The organism is Clostridium thermopalmarium DSM 5974, assembly GCF_002995795.1.
GTDB lineage: Bacteria > Bacillota > Clostridia > Clostridiales > Clostridiaceae > Clostridium_H > Clostridium_H thermopalmarium.
The window spans coordinates 19,204-40,486 of sequence record NZ_PVXN01000068.1; the positions used below are offsets into that span (position 1 = coordinate 19,204).

At 32.3% G+C, this 21,283-nt stretch carries 15 protein-coding genes and 1 riboswitch; all 15 genes read left to right on the forward strand.

What is annotated here, in order from left to right; translation table 11 throughout:
• Positions 1 to 20 precede the first annotated feature (20 nt).
• A complete protein-coding gene (locus CPAL_RS13000) occupies positions 21 to 1,241 on the forward strand; it encodes an FtsW/RodA/SpoVE family cell cycle protein (protein WP_061858795.1) in 1,221 nt (406 codons plus the stop codon).
• On the forward strand, positions 1,234 to 2,649 hold the full coding sequence (locus CPAL_RS13005) for a peptidoglycan D,D-transpeptidase FtsI family protein (RefSeq protein ID WP_061858796.1): 1,416 nt from the start codon (positions 1,234 to 1,236) through the stop codon (positions 2,647 to 2,649). Before CPAL_RS13000 ends, CPAL_RS13005 begins: the two co-directional genes overlap by 8 nt.
• A gap of 177 nt (positions 2,650 to 2,826) precedes the next feature.
• The gene (locus tag CPAL_RS13010; RefSeq protein ID WP_061858797.1) at positions 2,827 to 3,429 is read left to right on the forward strand and encodes a metal-dependent hydrolase; all 603 of its coding nucleotides are present in this window, start codon (positions 2,827 to 2,829) and stop codon (positions 3,427 to 3,429) included.
• Between the two features lie 22 nt (positions 3,430 to 3,451).
• On the forward strand, positions 3,452 to 5,311 hold the full coding sequence (gene uvrC, locus CPAL_RS13015; protein ID WP_061858798.1) for an excinuclease ABC subunit UvrC: 1,860 nt from the start codon (positions 3,452 to 3,454) through the stop codon (positions 5,309 to 5,311).
• Between the two features lie 15 nt (positions 5,312 to 5,326).
• The gene (locus CPAL_RS13020; protein WP_061858799.1) at positions 5,327 to 6,061 is read left to right on the forward strand and encodes a phosphatase; all 735 of its coding nucleotides are present in this window, start codon (positions 5,327 to 5,329) and stop codon (positions 6,059 to 6,061) included.
• Between the two features lie 55 nt (positions 6,062 to 6,116).
• Positions 6,117 to 7,031 (forward strand): UDP-N-acetylmuramate dehydrogenase, encoded by a 915-nt coding sequence (gene murB / locus CPAL_RS13025; RefSeq protein ID WP_061858800.1) that lies wholly within the window; start codon positions 6,117 to 6,119, stop codon positions 7,029 to 7,031.
• Between the two features lie 264 nt (positions 7,032 to 7,295).
• Positions 7,296 to 8,180, forward strand: coding sequence for an RNase adapter RapZ (gene rapZ / locus CPAL_RS13030; RefSeq protein WP_061858801.1), 885 nt, complete (start codon positions 7,296 to 7,298; stop codon positions 8,178 to 8,180).
• On the forward strand, positions 8,177 to 9,514 hold the full coding sequence (locus CPAL_RS13035; protein ID WP_061858802.1) for a gluconeogenesis factor YvcK family protein: 1,338 nt from the start codon (positions 8,177 to 8,179) through the stop codon (positions 9,512 to 9,514). Before rapZ ends, CPAL_RS13035 begins: the two co-directional genes overlap by 4 nt.
• Before the next feature lie 7 nt (positions 9,515 to 9,521).
• Positions 9,522 to 10,475 (forward strand): DNA-binding protein WhiA, encoded by a 954-nt coding sequence (gene whiA, locus CPAL_RS13040; RefSeq protein WP_061858803.1) that lies wholly within the window; start codon positions 9,522 to 9,524, stop codon positions 10,473 to 10,475.
• A gap of 9 nt (positions 10,476 to 10,484) precedes the next feature.
• Entirely contained in the window at positions 10,485 to 11,783 is a 1,299-nt protein-coding gene (locus CPAL_RS13045; protein ID WP_061858804.1) for a DRTGG domain-containing protein, read from the forward strand.
• Positions 11,784 to 12,078: 295 nt separating this feature from the next.
• A complete protein-coding gene (gene asnA / locus CPAL_RS13050; protein ID WP_106024790.1) occupies positions 12,079 to 13,098 on the forward strand; it encodes an aspartate--ammonia ligase in 1,020 nt (339 codons plus the stop codon).
• A 56-nt stretch (positions 13,099 to 13,154) separates the two neighbouring features.
• A riboswitch (SAM riboswitch) is annotated at positions 13,155 to 13,261 on the forward strand.
• Positions 13,262 to 13,378: 117 nt separating this feature from the next.
• Positions 13,379 to 14,656: an O-acetylhomoserine aminocarboxypropyltransferase/cysteine synthase family protein gene (locus CPAL_RS13055; protein ID WP_106024791.1), complete on the forward strand. Its 1,278-nt coding sequence runs from the start codon at positions 13,379 to 13,381 to the stop codon at positions 14,654 to 14,656.
• A 118-nt stretch (positions 14,657 to 14,774) separates the two neighbouring features.
• On the forward strand, positions 14,775 to 16,472 hold the full coding sequence (locus tag CPAL_RS13060; RefSeq protein WP_106024792.1) for a cell shape-determining protein: 1,698 nt from the start codon (positions 14,775 to 14,777) through the stop codon (positions 16,470 to 16,472).
• A 78-nt stretch (positions 16,473 to 16,550) separates the two neighbouring features.
• Positions 16,551 to 20,054, forward strand: coding sequence for a DNA polymerase III subunit alpha (locus CPAL_RS13065; protein WP_106024793.1), 3,504 nt, complete (start codon positions 16,551 to 16,553; stop codon positions 20,052 to 20,054).
• A 244-nt stretch (positions 20,055 to 20,298) separates the two neighbouring features.
• Complete coding sequence (gene pfkA, locus CPAL_RS13070; RefSeq protein ID WP_106024794.1) at positions 20,299 to 21,258, forward strand: 6-phosphofructokinase; 960 nt, start codon at positions 20,299 to 20,301, stop codon at positions 21,256 to 21,258.
• Positions 21,259 to 21,283 lie beyond the last annotated feature (25 nt).

Sequence of the window (21,283 nt, forward strand, 5' to 3'; positions counted from 1 at the left end):
AAGGAATGGAGAATTAGCTTATGAAAAGTAAGTATGATGAAAGAAGGCTTCTAAGATATACCTATTTGTTTTGCATAATTTGCTTTTTAAATTTAGGTGTTTTATATTGGCCAAAAGAAAATTTTGATAAAACAGCAATTATTATGGGAGTAGTAGTTTGTGCCCTTATAGCATATGCTCACTTTATTATTAGGAAGTTTTTTCCTGATGGAGATAAGTATATACAGACTTTTGCATGTATACTGACTGTTATAGGAATAATTCTTATATACAGGATAAATCCATCTAGTGCCATAAAGCAAATTATATGGTTTACTGTAGGAATAACTGGATTCATAGTCATAGTAGTTTTGCTCCCTAATTTAAAAAAGTTTGCTAAGTATAAGTATTTTTATTTAGTATGTACTATACTTCTAATGTCATTAGGATCATTCTTAGGGCAAGCTAAACATGGAGCTAAAAACTGGATTACTCTTGGAGGTTATGCTTTCCAACCTTCAGAATTTGGTAAGCTTTTTCTGGTTGCTTATTTGGCTTCTTCCTTAAGAAAGTACAAAGAGTATAAAGATTTAATAGAACCAGCGATTGTGGTTATGATATCCTTGGGATTTATGGTGCTTCAAAGAGATTTAGGTTCTGCTCTGTTATTCTTTGGAATATCTGTAACTATGCTCTATATAGCTACATCAAAATTTAAGTATGTAGCTACTTGTTTTATATTGTTTGCAGCAGGAGCGGTTATTAGCTATAAGCTTTTTGGACATATAAGGGTTAGAGTGGCTATATGGAAAGATGTATGGTCTTATGCTAACAATGAAGGGTATCAGATAGTTCAATCTATGATTGCTATAGCCTCAGGAGGCTTGTTTGGAACGGGATTAGGTCAAGGTTATCCGGAATTTATACCAATAAATTCCACAGATTTTATATTTGCCGTTTTAAGTGAAGAAATGGGAGGACTTATGGCCTTTGCTGTTATTATATTGTACTTCCTGCTTTTTTATAGATGTATGAGGGCGGCAGTATATACAGAAGATAAATTTTCAGCCTTGTTAGCTGTTGGCTATAGTGCAATGATAGCAACCCAGGTTTTGGTTATTATAGGTGGAGTTATAAATTTAATTCCATTAACAGGTATAACAATGCCTCTTGTAAGTTATGGAGGAAGCTCAATGATTACTACCTTCTTTGCGCTTGGAATACTTCAAAAGATTTCAGAGGAGGGCAGAAGTGATGAATGATATTTCTACAAATATAAAAAAGGTTCTTGTAGTGTTTTTAGTATGCTTTATGGGAGTAATTATGTATATAACTTATTTTCAAGTTTTTAAAGCAGAAAAGATTGTGCAAAGCCCTTACAATAAAAGAATTCAAGCAAAGAGAAACTCCATATTGAGAGGAACAATCTATGATAGAAACATGACAGCCTTGACAAAGAGTAAAAAAATAAGCACTTTAAATCAAGAAAGAACTTATACTGAGGGAAGTGCCTTTGCTCATGTACTAGGATATGTAAATCCTAGATATGGAATCACAGGACTAGAAAAGCAATATGATTCCACTCTTTTAGGGGAAGATGCTATGGATTTATCAAAAGTTGTTCAATTTGTTACAGAAAAAAAAGATGAGGTTGGTTATAGCATAAGAACTACTCTGGACTCTAAGATACAAAAAAAGGCATATAGTTTATTGGGAAATAATAAAGGAGCTGTAGTAGCAATAGAGCCTCAAACTGGAGAGATTTTGGCTATGGTATCAACGCCATCTTTTGACCCAAACAACCTAGAGAAAAACTGGCAGAATTTAAACACTAATAAAGATATACCTTTATACAACAGGGCTATTTTAGGAATGTATCCACCAGGTTCAACTTTTAAAGTAGTCACTGCTGTTAGCGCTTTAGAGAATTTACCAGGGATCACAGAAAGAAGATTCGATGATGATGGAGTACTTGTTTTTAATGCAAAAGAATCTCTTAAAAACTATGCTGGACACAGTTATGGAAATATAAACTTAAAACAGGCTTTTTATAAATCAAGTAACGTAGTATTTGGAACCTTAGGTATGGAGCTTGGAAATGAAGCTTTAAAAACTACAGCAGAAAAGTTTTATTTCAATAACACCATACCTAGCAATGATTTTGTTGCCAAAAATAGTAGATTTCCAAGTTTGGAAAGCTATGAAAAGGGGAATATGGCCCAAAGTGCTATAGGACAGGGAGAAGTTCTTGCAACTCCTATAGAAATGGCATTAGTAGCTGCATCTATAGCTAATGATGGTGTCATAATGAAGCCTCTTATTGTTAAAGAGATATTAAAACCTACTGGTCAGAGCATAAAAAAGATAAAAGCTGAAGAACTTCAGCGAGTTACATCGATTGAGAATGCTAAAATCATAAAAGAATATATGAGAGCCACTGTAACTGAAGGAACAGGAGGTGCTGCGGCCTTAGAATCTGTAGAAGTTTGTGGTAAAACAGGAACTGCTGATACAGGAAGAGAAGGTGAAAAACCTCATTCTTGGTTTATAGGCTTTGCACCTTATGATAATCCTAAGATAGCTATTGCGGTAATTGTTGAAAACGGAGGAACAGGTGGAGGAATAGCTGCAGAAATTGCAGGGCAAGTTATAAAAACAGCGCTTCAATAAATACTTTCCTTTATCATCTTATAGGTATGTTTTAAGAAATTATACGAAATTCATAATTTCTTGAAACATAGTGAAGAACGTATGTTTCTTTTCCTATTATAATGATATATAATAAAGTCAAGAGTTTTGTAGAATCTTGACTTTTTTTATGTCATTATAAAATATAAAGGAGAAATTATGAAAGGAAAGACTCATGCGGGAATAGGTGCTTTTACTTTTATATCAATATGTCATAAGGTGCCTGGAGGATTTAATTATTTTGGACTTTTAGTTGTTATATTGGCATCTTTAATACCAGATATAGATCATCCTAAGAGTATAATAAATAGATATATACTTCCATTTAAAAACAAGAAAACAAAAGTTGTGGTTTATATATGTTTAGCTATAATTGTATTATATTTTGATTATTTATATGTTGATGCTCCTGCTTTAAAAGCTTTAGGAATTTCTTTAGTCTTTGTAGCTTTATCTTCCCATAGAAATGGACTTACGCATAGTTTACTAGGCTTAGTAGTATTCACTATGATATTTGGTTATTTAGGAGAAACTTATAATATACCTAATATGACATATTATTTTATGATTGGATACGGTATGCATTTAGCTTGTGATATGATGACAAGGATGGGAATTCCTCTGTTCTATCCATTTATAAAAAAGAAATATAGTTTTCCACTAACTTATAATCCAAGTTCAAAAGGTGGAAGTGGTTTTGAAGATTTCTTGATGATAGCAGGAATTGCATATACAATATACAGACTTCCGACAATTTTTTAATTGAAAAGAGGTGTATAGAGGAATGTTTGATTTTGAATATCAACTAAAGATGCTTCCTGACAAACCAGGAGTTTATTTGATGAAAAATTCTTTAGGTGAAATTATATACGTAGGGAAAGCAAAGGTGCTTAAAAATAGAGTAAGGCAGTACTTTCAGAATTCTAAAAATCACGGAAATAAGGTTAAAGCTATGGTTAAAAACATTGCAGAATTTGAGTATATCATTACGGATTCTGAAATGGAAGCTCTTATTCTAGAATGTAATTTAATTAAAAAGCATAGACCAAGGTACAATATTCTCCTTAAAGATGATAAGCATTATCCTTTTATAAAGATAACTATAAATGAAGACTTTCCAAGGGTGTTTGTAACAAGAAACAGGGCAAAGGATGGTGCTAAGTATTTTGGACCTTATCCAGACGCATCGGCTGTATATGAAACTATTGAGCTTATAAAAAAGATATTTCCAATAAGAACTTGCAGATTTGCAATAAAGGAAAATGGAGAGAAGATAAAACCTTGTCTAAATTATCATATAAATTTATGTACAGCACCTTGTGCAGGATATGTAAGCAAAGAGGAGTACGGAAAAACTATAAAAAAGATAATTGATTTGCTGAACGGAAAAGAAAATGAATTTATAGAAGATTTAAAATGTAAAATGAATGAGGCTTCGGAAGCTTTAGAATTTGAAAAAGCAGCTTCTCTAAGAGATAAAGTTTTGGCAGTTGAAAAGATTAGGGAAAGACAGAAGATAATTACAAGTAATTTTGAAAATGAGGATTTCATAAATATATATAATGATGAAGAAGATTGGTGTTCTCAGGTATTTTTTGTAAGAGAGGGTAAAATAATAGGAAGGGAACATTTTATTTTAGAAAATGATATATTTAATGAAAAATCCGAAATGATTTCTACGTTTATTAAAGATTTTTATGGAGGAACAGCATTTATTCCTAAGACTATATATGTCCCAGAGGTTTCAGATAGAGAGCTCTTAGAAGAATGGCTTTCCTTAAAAAGAGGATCTAGGGTATCTATTAAAATTCCACAAAAAGGGGAAAAGAAAAAGTTGCTGGAACTTGTGGAAAGCAATGCAAAGAATACATTAGAGCAGTTTAAACTAAAGATAAAGATGGATAAAGAATTAAACAACAATATTTTAGAAGAATTAGCAGAAGTGCTGGAGATGGAAGAATTGCCTCATAGAATTGAGGCTTATGATATTTCTAATATACAAGGAGTAGATTCTGTAGGAACTATGGTGGTTTTTGAAGATGGTAAACCTAAAAATAGTGATTATAGAAGGTTTAAAATAAAAACTGTTAAGGGCGCAGATGATTATGAAAGTATGAGAGAAATTTTAACAAGAAGATTTCAGCACGGTATTAGAGAGATAAAAGATATACAGGAAAGAGAGCTTCTTTTAAGTGGTGCTAAGTTTAGCATATTCCCAGATTTGCTTTTAATGGATGGGGGAAAGGGACAAGTGAATGTTGCATTAGAAGTATTAGATAATCTTAATATTAGTATACCTGTCTGTGGAATGGTTAAGGATGATAGACACAGAACTCGGGGTTTGATATATAATGGTAAAGAGATAAGCGTTACTCCTAAAATTATGAATCTAATAACAAGAATACAGGATGAAGTTCACAGATTTGCTATAACTTATCATAGAAGTTTAAGAAATAAAAGAGTTCTTCACTCTATACTAGAAGATATACCTAATATTGGAGATAAGAGAAGAAAAGCATTGTTGCAAAAGTTTGGAAGTATAGATAATATTAAAAAGGCGACTTATGAAGAACTGCTGGAAACAGAATCTATAAATGAAAAAGCAGCTCAGAGCATAATAGATTATTTTAACAAATGTAAATAAGGAGGAATGGTACTGATGAAATATGTTTTAGACGTGCATACTCATACAGTAGCAAGTGGGCATGCTTATAGCACTTTGCTGGAAAATGCAAAGTTTGCATCAGAAATAGGATTGAAGGTTTTAGGAACTACAGAACACGGCCCTGAAATGCCTGGTGCACCTCATATATGGTATTTTCACAATCTTAAGGTATTGCCAAGAGAAATGTATGGTGTTATGATGCTTTATGGATGTGAAGCTAATATTATGGACTATGATGGAAATTTAGATTTAACTGAGAAAGATATGAAGTTTTTGGATATAGTAATAGCTAGTTTACATGATCCGTGTATAATTCCAGGAACAAGAGAAGAAAACACAAGAGCTCTTTTAAAAGCTATGGATAATCCTAAAGTTGATATTATAGGGCATTCAGGAAATCCTCAGTTTCCTATATATGAAGAAGAAGTTGTAAAAAAGGCTAAAGAGAAGAATATACTTATTGAAATTAACAATAGTTCTTTTAAGACGTCTAGAAAAGGCAGTGAGCCAATTTGCAGAAAAATAGCAGAACTTTGTAAGAAACATGGTACTAAAGTAATATTAGGTACTGACTCTCATGTATGTTTTACAATTGGAAATTTTGATATAGCGGGAAAGTTAATTAATGAGATAGGTATGCCTGAGGATTTAATAATGAACACAGATTACAAAAAGTTAATAAGTTATTTAAAGTCTAAAGGAAAATTAGAAGATATTAATCTTGATTAAATAATACTATATATTCTATACTAGTTACATAACAATAATGATCAAGGAGAGACAAATGGTTCAGTGTATAGAAAAATTAAAGAGTATACTAAGGGAAGAAGAGATAAAACTAAATGTTTTAATGAAGAACTGTACTTCATTTAAGGTCGGAGGGCCTGCAGATATATTTGTTACACCGGATAGTTATGAAAAAATAAGACAAATTATAAGGGTATGTAAAGATAGTGAAGTTCCATATTTTATTTTAGGAAGAGGCTCAAATCTTTTGGTCAAAGACGGAGGCATTAGAGGTGTAGTTATAAGCCTAAGCAAGCTTAATAAAATCAAGGTAGAGGGAGAAAGAGTTATTACTCAAAGTGGTGCGCTTTTATCAAAGGTTACTCATGCTGCTCTTGAGGCATCTTTAACTGGTTTAGAGTTTGCAAATGGAATTCCTGGAAGTGTAGGTGGAGCAGTTACTATGAATGCTGGTGCATATAATGGTGAGATTTCTCAGGTAATAGAAAGCGCATTAGTTATAGATGATAAATGTGAAATAAGGAGATTGTCGAAAGAAGAATTAGAATTAAGCTACAGAATGAGTGCAATTTTAAAGTATAATTATGTAGTTTTAGAGGCTACATTTAAACTTCAAAAAGGAGACTATAATGTTATAAAAGCTAGAATGGATGATTTGATGGGAAGAAGAAGGGAAAAACAACCTTTAGAGTATCCATCGGCAGGAAGTACATTTAAAAGACCAGAAGGGTACTTTGCAGGAAAGCTAATAGAAGATAGCGGGCTAAAAGGTACGCGAATTGGCGGTGCTGAGGTTTCTATGAAGCACTCAGGATTCATAATAAACAAAGAAAATGCAACTGCAAAGGATATTTTGGACTTAATAAAACTAGTTCAAGATAGGGTAAAACAAAAATTTAATGTGGAATTAAATACTGAAGTCAGAATAATCGGAGAAGACGAAAAAAATTAGTTTAAAAACTAAAGTGAAAATGCTTTATAGTATAATAGAGAAGTATAAAAAGTTTAGAACTTTAGCCTCTACCTTGAGTTTAAATGAGGAAAGAACGTCTAACAAACTTAAAAAGATTTGTTAGATGTTCTTTTTATATCCTTACCAACTTAAAGTTTGAATTTTTATAAATATAAATTATTGCAATAATTAAATAAGCTAATGAACTTAAAAGTGTGTTATAATAAAAAAATAACACTGTGTTACTATTAGGAGGGGATTAAGATGAGGTTTGTTATTGTAACAGGATTATCAGGGGCTGGTAAAAGCCAAGCAATTAGAAGCCTAGAAGATTTAGGATATTTTTGTGTAGACAATTTACCTCCGACCTTAATGTCGAAATTTGCAGAAGCCTGTTATCAAACAGATGGTAAGATAGATAAAATAGCATTAGTTATAGATATAAGGGGGGGAGAGTTCTTCGACGATCTATTTGAGAGCTTGAATTATTTGACAGAACAAAACTATAAATATGAGATTTTATTTTTAGATGCGAATGATAGAGTATTAGTTAAAAGATATAAAGAATCCAGAAGAAAACATCCGTTAGCTCCACAAGGAAGAATACTTCAGGGAATAGAGTTAGAAAGAGAAAGATTAAATGAAGTTAAGTATAGAGCTAATAATATAATTGATACTTCTAATATGACTCCTATGCAGCTCAGAGAAAAAATATCGAGAATCTATGGTGATGATGACCAAAAAGGAAATAATCTTATAATAAATGTACTATCCTTTGGATTTAAGTATGGTATACCAGTAGATGCAGATTTAGTATTTGATGTAAGGTTCTTGCCTAATCCTTTTTATATACCAGAGTTGAAAGGATTTTCAGGAGATGATAAAGAGATAAAGGATTATGTTTTGAGTTTCAAAGAGACCAAGGAGTTCATTTCTAAGTTAGAAGATATGCTTGAATTTTTAATACCTAACTATATAAAAGAAGGTAAGAGGCAGCTTATAATAGCTATAGGATGTACAGGAGGAAGACATCGCTCTGTAGCTATTACAAATACAATATATGAGACACTAAAAGCAAATGGGCATAATGTAAGCAAAGAGCATAGAGATATAAATGAAGATATAAAAAAGGCTGGGCATAAGTCATGAAGGTGGTACAATGGTTAAAACCTGGGGTAAAAGTAAAAAGGTGGATTGGGCTTGGTGCCATGGGAATTTTGTTTATAGTATTTGCAGCGGTGGAATTTTTTAACAGAAGCAATGTCTCCAGAGAATATAAACTTTTCTATGGCTTTTTAATTGTATCTGGAATTTTTATACTTTACATTTCTATAAACCAAGGTATAAGATCAATCATAGCCTTAATAAATAAAGGATATTTAAGTGTATCTATAGATTCTACTAAATTAGAGAATCTTATATATGAAAAGAGACTTTTAGTACGAGGACCTAAAATTGTAGCCATAGGAGGGGGCACTGGCCTTTCTACTATGCTTAGGGGAATAAAATACTATACATCAAATATAACAGCTATAGTTACTGTAGGAGACGATGGAGGTGGTTCAGGAGCTTTAAGAGAGGAGCTTGGAATACTTCCTCCAGGAGACATAAGAAACTGTATATTAGCTTTAGCTGATACAGAACCTTTAATGGAAGAATTGCTTCAGTACAGATTTAAAGAAGGAAATTTGAAAAACCAGAGTTTTGGAAACTTATTTTTAGCAGCTATGGATGGTATATCCAATAACTTCGAAGAAGCTGTTAAAAAGATGAGTTCTGTTCTAGCTGTAACAGGAAGGGTACTTCCTGTTACTTTAGATGATATGGTATTAAAGGCGAGATTAGAAAATGGCAATATAGTAGAAGGGGAATCAAATATTCCAAAAGAGGCTATAAGGCAAAAGAGTAAAATAGAAAGGATGTTTATAGAGCCTAAAACGGCAAAAGCCTTGAATGAAGCGCTAGAGGCTATAATGGATGCAGATGCTATTATTCTAGGACCAGGAAGCCTTTATACTAGTGTAATTCCTAACCTTTTAGTTAAAGATATACGTAAGGCATTGAAAGATACAAAAGCTTTAAAAATATATGTATCAAATATAATGACTCAAGAAGGAGAAACAGACGGATATTCTGTAGCGGATCATATAAAGGCTATTTTTAAGCATGGTGGTAATGGAATTATAGACTATGTTGCAACTAATACTCGGGAGATTAATGATTCAATAAGAGAAAGATATTTAGAAAAGAATGCAGAACCTGTAAAAATAAATGAAAAAGAGATTATGGACTTAAACGTAAAGGTTGTGCAAGGGGATTTTGTTACAATTAAAAATGGATTTGCAAGACATGATCCTGATAAATTAGCTAAGTTTTTAATGGAAATAATAATGGATAAAAAACTATTATTTGATAGAAAGAAAATAATAGAGTATTTTTATTTGTCACAAAGATTAAAGGAAAATAAAAAATGTAAGGAGTAGAAGAGGTATGTCATTTTCCTCAAAAGTTAAAAATGAGATATGCAGATATACAGATTTGACTAGAGAAGAAGCAGTTGCAGAGTTATCTGGACTTATGAAGGTGAGTGGAACCTTAGGGTTTAGTGGAGATATGAAGATGAACTTTAGAATAACAACAGAAAACCCTGCAATTGCAAGATTAGCATTTAAGCTTTTAAAGGAGCATTTTAATATTCATACAAAAATATTTGTAAAAAAAAGCAATTCCTTAAAGAAGAATAATATATATTTAGTTATTATAGAACATGATATGGGAGTAAAAGAACTTTTAAAAGAAGTAGGAGTTTTAAAGGAAGAAAAAGATTTACTCTCTTTAGATTACAGTATTCCTGACAGAATCGTTAAATCAGATATATGCAAAAGGGTATTTATAAGAGGAGCATTTTTAGGAGGAGGAAGCATTAGTAATCCAGAAAAAACTTATCATTTAGAGTTTGTAACACATCATGAGGACTATGCAAATGAGCTTAGCAAGCTCATAAATACATATGGATTAAGCTCAAAGGTTATTCAAAGAAAAAGCAGTTTTGTAATCTACTTAAAAGAAGGAGAGCAGATTGTAGATTTGCTGAATGTAATAGGAGCTCATGAGTCCCTTTTAGAACTTGAAAATGTAAGAATAATGAAGGAAATGAGAAACAATGTAAATAGATTGGTTAATTGTGAAACTGCAAATTTAAGTAAAACTGTTAATGCAGCTGTAAGACAAATTGAAAGTATAAGGCTCATAGAAAAAGAAATAGGATTAAAAAGACTTCCTAAAAATTTAAGGGAGGTTGCAGAACTTAGATTGAATTATCCTAATGAATCCTTAAAGGAACTTGGACAAATGCTAGATCCTCCTGTAGGGAAGTCTGGTATAAATCACAGGCTTAGAAGAATTGAAAAAATAGCAGATGAGTTAAAAAAAGAAGGAAGGTAGGTTTAGTAAATGTCTAAACATGAAGACATAATAAATCATATAGCATCACTTCAGGTTGGTACAAAAATTTCTGTTAGGAGCATAGCTACAGAATTAGGAGTTAGTGATGGAACTGCTTATAGAGCTATAAAAGATGCAGAAAATATTGGAATTGTTTCTACTATACCTAGAGTTGGAACTATTAGAATTGAAAAGGTTGAGAAAAAGAGTATAGAATCCCTAAGTTATGCAGAAGTAGTAAATATAATTGAAGGAACTGTTTTAGGTGGTAGGGATGGTATACATAAAAAATTAAATAAGTTCGTTATAGGGGCTATGAAGGTTAACGACGCAAAAAAGTATATGGCCCCAGGATGTTTAGTTATAGTTGGCAATAGGGAAGATATACAGAAGGTTGCTTTGGAAAATGAGTGCTCTGTTTTAATAACAGGTGGATTTGAATGTAGCGACAGAATTAAAAAACTTGGGGATGAAAAATGTCTTCCTATAATATCTACAAGCTATGATACCTTTACAGTGGCTGCTATGATTGATAGAGCCTTATCGGAAAGTTTGATAAAGAAGGATATCATACTTGTTGAAGACATAATGGAAACAAAACCAGAATATCTCAAGGCTACTGATAGTGTTGATGAGTTAAAGAGATTAATAGAAGAAACTACCCATGAAAGATATCCTGTTGTAGATGATAATATGAATGTAGTTGGAATCGTTACTATAAAGGACTTACCAAGGGGAGAAAATGATAATATTTCCATAAGTAAAATAATGATAAAAAATCCAATAACAGTAACTGGAAAAACTACTGTAGCATATACAGCTCATGTAATGGGATGGGAAGGAATAGAATTATGTCCTGTAGTAAATGGTAAAAAATTAATAGGAGTTGTAGGAAGACAAGATGTTATAAAGGCTCTTCAATATGTTTCAAGGCAGCCTCAGGTAGGAGAAACTATAGAAGATTTGATACTTAGAAATTTCCAATATAAGATAGAAGACGATACTGTACATTTTTCAGGAAAGATAATACCAGAAATGTTAGACCAGTTAGGTACCGCTTCATGGAGTTCTTTGAACATGTTATTGTCTGCTGCAGGAATATTGACTTTAAGGCGTAGAAATGGAATAAACATATCTGTAGATAGTGTATTTACATATTTTATGAAGCCGGTACAAATGGATAGTATAATTGAAATTGCAACTAGAGTAATTGATATGGGAAGAAGTTTTTGTAAGGTAGATATAGAGATGTATAAGAAAAAGAACCTTATTGCTAAATCTATGATTTCGGCAAAAATATTAAGATAAAAAATGAATACAGGAAAATTACTAAAGTATAGAAACCCATGCGTAACTTATTAATTTGGTTAAGCATGGGCTAATTCTTTTTTATTTAGAAGTAATTATAAATTTGTTAAACTAGAAATTTTGTAAAATTGATTATTTAAAGCTAAAATACGAGTGTTATTTTAACAATATATTAATAAAATAGCTAATATTATGATAAATTAATAATATATAATAAAATTTATTGAAATTTTATTATTAAAATGCTATAATTTTTGTAAAATAAATACTAGCGTTGAATAAGGGGGTTTTAAATATGGAATTATCAAAACATCTTATAATACCAGAAGGATACCATTCAAGTTTAGATTTAAGAAGAACAGAAATAGCTATAAAGAAACTTAAAGATTATTTTGAAAGAGAGCTTGCATATAAACTTAATCTAACTAGAGTATCGGCACCACTATTTGTAAAAGTTAAAACAGGATTGAATGATGATTTAAATGGGGTTGAAAGACCTGTTTCCTTTGATGCTTTAGATATAAAAGATGACCAGATTCAGGTAGTACATTCTCTTGCTAAGTGGAAAAGAATGGCCCTTGCTAGGTACGGATTCATGCCAGGAGAAGGATTATATACAGATATGAATGCTATAAGAAGAGATGAGACTTTAGACAATTTGCACTCTTTATATGTAGACCAATGGGACTGGGAGAAGGTTATTACTAAGGAAGAGAGAAACATAGATAAGCTAAAGTCAGTAGTAGAGGATATATATGAAGTATTCAAGGCTACGGAAGAGTTTGTTAATTCTAAATATCCAGAGATAGATAAGATTTTACCAGACAAGATAACTTTTATAACAACACAGGAGTTAGAAGATATGTATCCAAACTTGACTCCAAAGGAAAGAGAAAATGCTATAACAAAGGATAAAGGAGCAGTTTTCTTAATGAAGATAGGAGATACTCTAGCTTCAGGAGAAAAGCATGATGGAAGAGCTCCAGACTATGATGATTGGAGTTTAAATGGAGATATATTATTCTGGTATCCAGTATTAAACTGTGCTTTGGAATTATCTTCTATGGGAATAAGAGTAGACAAAGATGCTTTAATATATCAATTAGAAAAAGAAAATTGTATGCATAGGTTGGATTATGAATTTCATAAAATGCTAGTGGAAGGAAAACTTCCATTTACAATAGGTGGTGGAATAGGTCAATCAAGAATATGCATGTTCTTCTTAAGAAAGGCTCACATAGGAGAGGTTCAAGCTTCTGCATGGTCAGATGAATTTATTGAGGAATGCGAAAAATTAGGAGTAAATATCCTATAAAGTCTATTGACAAAGTAATAATAATATATTATTATATAAATAATCAAATACGGAACTTCTTATCAAGAGTGACTGAGGGACTGGCCCTATGACGTCCGGCAACCTGAACAGTAATGTTTAAAGGTGCTAATTCCAGCAGATATTTTTATCTGGAAGATAAGAAACTAGAGAGACAAAGGTCTTTCTGTAGCTTATCTACAGGAAGACCTTTTAGTTTATCTCTTTATTGCAAAAGAGAAGGAAGTTCCACTAAAAATACTAATTTTAAGGGGGCTATAAAATGTCAAAAAAATTATCATTTGAAACAATTCAATTACATGGGGGACAAGAAGTAGATGCTGTAACAAAATCAAGAGCAGTTCCACTATATCAAACTACTTCTTATGTATTTGAGGATGCACAGGAAGCTGCAGACTTATTTGGACTAAAAAAAGGTGGGAATATTTATACTCGTATTACAAATCCAACAACAGCTGTTTTTGAGAATAGAGTTGCTTTATTAGAAGGTGGAGTTGGAGCGGTTGCAACTGCATCAGGTATGGCTGCAGTGACTTATGCTATCTTAAACATAGCTGGAGCTGGAGATGAAATTGTAACAGCAGCTACTATTTATGGGGGAACTCACTCTTTATTTGAAAATACTTTACCTACTTTTGGAATCAAAGTTAATTTTGTAAATCCAGATGATATAGCAAACTTTGAAGAAGCCATAAATGAAAAAACAAAGGCGCTATATATTGAAACTATAGGAAATCCAGGAATCAACATATGTGATATTGAAGCTATTGCAGAATTAGCACATAAAAATGGAATTCCTCTAATTGTAGATAATACTTTTGCTACTCCATACCTTTGCAGACCTTTTGAATTTGGAGCTGATATTGTAGTTCATTCTGCTACAAAATATATTGGAGGACATGGTACTTCAATAGGAGGAATAGTTGTAGATTCAGGAAAGTTTGATTGGAATAATGGTAAGTTTCCAAAACTTGTGGAACCAGATGCAAGCTACAATGGACTTTCTTATTATGAAACTTTTAAGGAAGCCGCGTATATTACAAGATTAAGAACAGCATTATTGAGAGATATAGGTGCTTGTATTTCTCCATTCAATGCATGGCAATTAATAATAGGGCTTGAAACACTATCACTTAGAGTAGAAAGACATGTAGAGAATGCGAAGAAGCTTGCAGAATACTTAAACAATCATCCTAAAGTAGAGTGGGTAAACTATCCAGGACTTGAAGGTAATAAGTATAATGAACTTGCTAAAAAGTATCTTCCTAAGGGTGTAGGATCAATATTTACCTTTGGTGTAAAGGGTGGCTATGAAGCTGGTAAAAGGTTCATAAGCTCCTTAGAACTATTCTCTCATCTTGCTAATGTAGGAGATGCTAAGTCTCTTGTTATTCACCCAGCATCTACAACACACCAGCAATTAGATGAAGAAAGTCAAAGGCAAGCAGGAGTTACACCAGAGCTTATAAGAATTTCGGTTGGAATTGAAGGAATTGAAGATTTAATTAATGATGTTGATAATGCATTAGCACAAATATAATAAAAAGCCCTGTATTCTTTGGAATACAGGGCTTTTTTAGTTATAATGTGCCTGTAGTTTTATGTGATATATTATGCTATATTAATTATAATAAAGTCTTTAAATTATGGGGGGAATTATGAATAAATCAACAGCACAAACGGAACCTGGGGCTCTAAATAAAAGGAGTATAGGCATTACTATAACAATAGTAACAGTTATATTTCTAGCGCTTTTACTATTTATTATCATGCCAGTACTGTCTTTAAGCTTTATTAGTACTTTAATATTAATTGAAGTGGCTGCATTTTTAATTATGATTATTTTAGTTATTTTTGATTTTAAGATTAAGAGAGTAATATGGATACCAATAATTGCTTTATTAATTTTATTATTTCAAGTTTTTTCAAGCTTGAGTGTATTTAATGCTAACAAATATAGGGACATGATAGGTGAGGTAAAGGAGAAGAATTTTTCCTATGAAATGTCTCCTATAGATTTAACTAAGCTTCCTGTTGTAGATAAAGAGCTTGCTCAGAACCTTGGTGAAAAAAAGCTTGGAGAGCAGGTGGCGTTGGGTAGCCAGGTTAGCCTATCAGAATTTACTGAAATAGATGTTAACGGACAACTATACTGGGTAGCACCTCTAGTTCATTCTGGAGTATTTAAGTGGCTATCCAACAGAGAGGGTACTCCGGGGTATATTCAAATAAGTGCGACAAATCCACAGGATATAAAACTAGTTCAAGAAGTTAATGGTAAGAAAATAAAAATTAAATATCAACCTCAAGCCTTCTTAGGAGATGACCTTCACAGGAAGATATATACTTCAGGCTTCACAAAGTTTGGATTAACGGATTTTTCCTTTGAACTAGATGACGAAGGGAAGCCTTATTGGGTAGTTACAGAGTATAATAATTCTATTGGAATAAGCGGTTCTAAAGTTAATGGAGTTATTATTGTTGATGCGCAGACTGGTGAGACAAAAGAATATGACACGAATAGCATTCCAAAATGGGTGGATATAGTTATTCCAGCAGACTTTGCAATCAAAGAGCTAAACGATTGGGGAAAGTTTGTTCACGGCTGGTGGAATCCGTCAGATAAGGATAAACTTCAAGCTACAGAAGGATATAATATGATCTATAACAACGGTAACTGTTATTATTACACAGGGCTAACTTCTTCGGGTGAAGATGAATCCACAGTAGGTTTTATTTTGATTGATTCAAGGACTAAGGAGACAACTTTATATAAAATTTCAGGAAGCCAAGAGACAGCAGCAATGGCTTCGGCAGAAGGAAAGATTCAGAACTTAGGATATACTTCTAACTTCCCTATATTAATTAATGTTGAAAATGAAGCCACTTATTTTATGCCCTTAAAGGATAAGAAAGGGTTAATCAAGCTATATGCTATGGTTAATGTTAAGGATTATAGTATAGTTGGAACTGGAGAGTCTTTAAGTAAAACTAAGTCTAACTACTTAAAGTACCTTAAAGATCGTGGCGATTGGCAGGGGTTAGAAAAAAGTGGTGAAAAGATAATTGAGAAAGGGACAGTTTTAAGAATTGCTTCATCTTTTATTGAAGATACAACTTACTATTATATAATTTTAAAAGAAAAGCAAGATAAGATATTTCTAACTTCTTTAAGTATGTCCAACGAGCTTCCCTTAACTAAAGAAGGGGATTCAGTTGAGATTACTTACAATAAGAATTCAAATTCTAGCATAGACCTTATAAACTTTGATAATCTTCAATTCACTCAAACCAAAGGAATAAGTGAAGAAAAGATTATTGAAGAAAAGGAAGTTCTAGAAGAAATAAATGAATAAAATCAATAGCGGGTACTAAACCTATCCTAGTTTGGTTATTATAGGTAGTAGCGATAATTGAGGAAGGGAGAAAAATGATTGGAAATTAAAGAATTTGTCCACCTTCATACCCATACTGAATATAGTCTTCTTGATGGTTCCGGGAAAATAGGAAAGATGATTGCTAGAGCAAAGGAACTTGGAATGAAAAGCCTAGCCATAACGGATCATGGGGCTATGTTTGGATGTGTTGAATTTTATAAAAGAGCAAAGGAAGAAGGAATAAAACCTATAATTGGTTGTGAAATTTATGTAGCTGCAAAATCAATGTATATTAAGAGAAATGATAGTGAAAATAGAACTCACCATTTAGTTCTTTTGGTGAAGAATGAAACCGGATATAAAAATCTTATGAAAATAGTTTCTAAGGCTGCCATAGACGGATTTTATTACAAACCTAGGGTTGATCATGAATATTTAAAAGAGCATAGCGAAGGACTTATAGCTCTTAGTGCTTGTCTTGCTGGAGAAGTTTCTAGTAATTTACTTAATGGTAATATGCAAAAGGCAAGAGAAGCAGCTTTATTTTATAAGGACACATTTAAGGATGGATTTTATTTGGAGCTTCAGTATCATGGTATGGACGAACAGCTAAGAGTTAATGATATGCTAATAAGCTTATCAAAAGAGTTAGATATTCCTTTAGTTGCTACAAATGATGTCCACTATATAAAAAAGGAAGATACCAGAACCCACGATATTTTATTATGTATTCAAACAGGTAAGACTTTAGATGATGAAAATAGAATGAAATATGAACCAGAGCAGTTTTATCTAAGGTCTCAAGAAGAAATGTATGAAATATTTTCTTATGTGCCAGAGGCTTTAGAGAATACAGTTAAGATTGCAGAAGAATGTAACTTTGATTATGTGTTTCACGAATCAAAATTACCTAACTTCCCATTAGAAGAAGGTATAGATCATTTTGAATACATGAAGAAATTGTGTTACAAAGGCCTTGAAGAGAGATACACAGAAATAACAGATGAATTGAAAGAAAGACTTGAGTACGAACTTAAGATCATAAAACAAATGGGATATGTGGATTACTTTCTAATTGTTTGGGATTTCTTTAGATTTTGTTTAGAAAAAGGAATAATGACAGGGCCAGGTAGAGGATCTGCAGCAGGGTCGCTTGTAGCTTATACCTTGGGGATTACAAAAATTGACCCAATTAAGTATAGCTTGATATTTGAGAGATTTTTAAATCCGGAGAGGGTGTCTATGCCGGATATAGATTCTGACTTTTGCTACGAAAGAAGACAGGAAGTTATTGATTATGTAGTTGAAAAATACGGTAAAGATAATGTATCTCAAATAATTACCTTCGGAACAATGGCTCCAAGAGCTTGTATTAGAGATGTAGGAAGAGCTATGAACTATTCATATGCTGAAGTTGATAGAATTGCAAAAATGATTCCAACAGTTCTTGGAATAACCATAGATAAAGCACTAGAAATGAATCCTGAGCTAAAAGAAATTTATGAGACTGATGAAAGGGTCAAGGATTTAATAGATGTGGCTCGGGATTTAGAAGGATTGCCAAGGCATACTTCAACCCATGCAGCAGGTGTGGTTATAGCATCTCAGCCTTTGGTAAATTATGTACCGTTAGCTAAAAACGAAGATGCTATAGTAACTCAATTTACCATGGGAACTTTAGAGGAACTAGGATTGTTAAAAATGGATTTCCTCGGATTAAGAACTCTTACAGTAATTAGGGATGCCATAGAGCTTATACGAGAAAATACAGGTACTGTAATTGATTTAGATAAACTAGACTTTAATGATAAAAACGTATATGACATGATTGGAAAAGGCAAAACTGTAGGTATATTTCAGCTAGAATCTGCTGGAATGACTAGTTTTATGAAGGAACTTAAACCAGAGAGCTTAGAGGATATTATAGCTGGAATAAGTCTTTATAGACCTGGCCCTATGGCTGAAATTCCAAGATATATTAGAAATAAGAATAATCCAGATGAAGTTCAATACGAAACTCCTGAGCTGGAAGAGATATTAAATGTTACTTATGGAGTAATGGTTTATCAGGAACAGGTTATGGAGATAGTTAGAAAGCTAGCAGGATATTCTATGGGTAGAAGTGATCTTGTACGTCGTGCTATGTCTAAGAAAAAACACAAGGTTATGGAAGAGGAAAGAAAAAACTTTATTTATGGAATTGTAGATGAAAATGGAAATATAGAGGTACCAGGATGTTTAAGAAACGGAATAAGCGAAGAAACTGCAAACAAGATATTTGATCAAATGATGGATTTTGCAAGTTATGCATTTAATAAATCACATGCTGCAGCTTATGCGGTAGTAGCCTATTATACAGCTTATTTGGTTCATTACTATCCGATAGAATATATGGCAGCTATGTTAAACAGCGTAAGAGGTAATAGTGATAAGGTTGCAGTGTATGTTAGAGCTGCAAAAGATATGCAGATGGAAGTAATGCCACCAGATATAAATAAAAGTTTCGGAAAATTTACTGTCCAAGATGGGAAAATACGCTTTGGTCTTGCAGCTATAAAAAATGTCGGAGAAAACCCAATAGAGAGCATAATAAAAGCAAGAGAAGAAAAAGGAGAATTTACTTCTTTTGTAGACTTTTGCAATAAAGTTGACTTTGGAAAAGTAAACAAGAGGATGGTAGAAAGTTTAATTAAGTCTGGGGCATTTGATTGCTTTGGGGTCTATCGTTCCCAGCTTTTAGCGGTTTACGAAAAAGTTATAGATTCTGTATTAAATCAAAGAAGAAAAAATATAGAAGGTCAAATGAGTTTATTTAGCAGTCTTAGTGAGGAATTTAAAGAGATAGAAATAAAATATCCTAATATAAATGAGTTTGATAAAAAATATAAGCTTTCTATGGAAAAAGAAATGACAGGGATTTATCTAACAGGGCATCCACTAGAAGATTATGAAGAACTCATAAAAAATCGAACCAGTACAAGAACTATAGATATTTTAGGTGGAGAAGCCTTAGAAGAAGATATTTTAGATGAAGCCTCAAAGCAGATAGAAAATGAAAATTCCGTAGTTAAAGATGGAGAGAGAGTAATTATAGGTGGCCTTATAACAGAGGTGTCCAGAAAGATAACGAAAAATAATACTATGATGGCTTTTATCCAACTAGAAGATCTATATAGTTCCATAGAAGTTATTGTTTTTCCTAAGATATTATCTAGCTTTAATGCTTTAATACAAGAAGATGAAATAGTGCTTATAAAAGGCAGAGTAAGCAAAAGAGAAGATGAGGAACCAAAGGTACTTTGTGATGCGGTTGAAAAGCTCGTTAAGGTTTCAACTGAAAAATTATATATACAGATTAACAACAATGGAGAAGTTAAAGATGCTATGAATGATTTTAAATCCATATCCAAATCAAATCCTGGAAATATTCCTATATATATATGCACGAGAGAGGAAAAGAAAAAATACTTAGTATCAAGAGAATATTGGATAAAAGAAAATGAAGAAGTAATGGAATTTTTAAAGTCGAAATATGGTAGAGAGAATGTGAAACTCATTTAAGCTATGCCCAAAACATAGCTTTTTCTTTTTTATATTTTTTTATAAATAGTATATTTATTTCGGAGGTAAACAAAAATATTATAGAGGAATAAATTAAATGAGATTTATAACTTTTTTTTAAATTTTAAATGCAAAATTGCGAATAAAATGATATACTATGTTTAGTTGAAAATGATATTAAAATGGTTAGTTCACATGTAGTATGGGATGAAATAAGTCCCGGTGATTTTGGGAGGTATTGAATATGAGAACAATTGCTGTTTTAACAAGTGGTGGAGACGCACCAGGAATGAATGCTGCTATAAGATCAGTTGTAAGAACTGGCCTAGATAAAGGCCTTAAAGTCATGGGGATTCAAAGGGGATACAGTGGTTTAATTAATGGGGAAATTTTTGAAATGGGACGACACAGTGTGTCAGATATAATACATAGAGGCGGGACAATTTTAAGAACTGCTCGTAGTGAAGAGTTTAAAACAGAACAGGGAAGAGCTAAAGCTGCTAATATACTAAAAGCCTTTGGAATAGATGGACTTGTAGTCATAGGTGGGGATGGTTCTTTTCAAGGTGCTAGATTATTATCAAAATTAGGAATATCAACTATAGGAATACCAGGAACTATAGATAATGACTTAGCTTACACAGATTATACAATAGGTTTTGATACAGCAATGAATACAGTTTTAGATGCAATAAATAAATTAAGAGATACATCTTCTTCTCATGAGAGAGTTAGTATAGTTGAAGTAATGGGAAGAAATTGTGGAGACTTAGCTCTTTATTCAGGAGTTGCAGGAGGAGCTGAAAGTGTTATAGTACCAGAAAAGGGATTTGATGAAGATGAGTTATGCAAAATAATATTAGAAGGAAAGTTAAGAGGTAAAATGCATAACCTAGTTATTTTAGCTGAAGGAGTAGGCGGGGCTGAAAAGTTAGCTAAAAAGGTTGAAGAAGTTACTGGTATTGAAACAAGAGCAACTATTTTAGGACATATTCAAAGAGGTGGAAGTCCTTCAGCCTTTGATAGAATCTTAGCATCAAGACTAGGGGCTAAGGCTGTAGAATTATTATTAGAAGGAAAATCATCAAGAGTTGTTGGAATACGCGGAAATAAAATAGTAGATGATGACATAGAAGAAGCTTTGGCTATGGAAAGAAAGTTTGATGATGAATTGTATAATATATCTAAAATATTATCTTACTAAAAATAAACTTATAAAAATTAAAGGG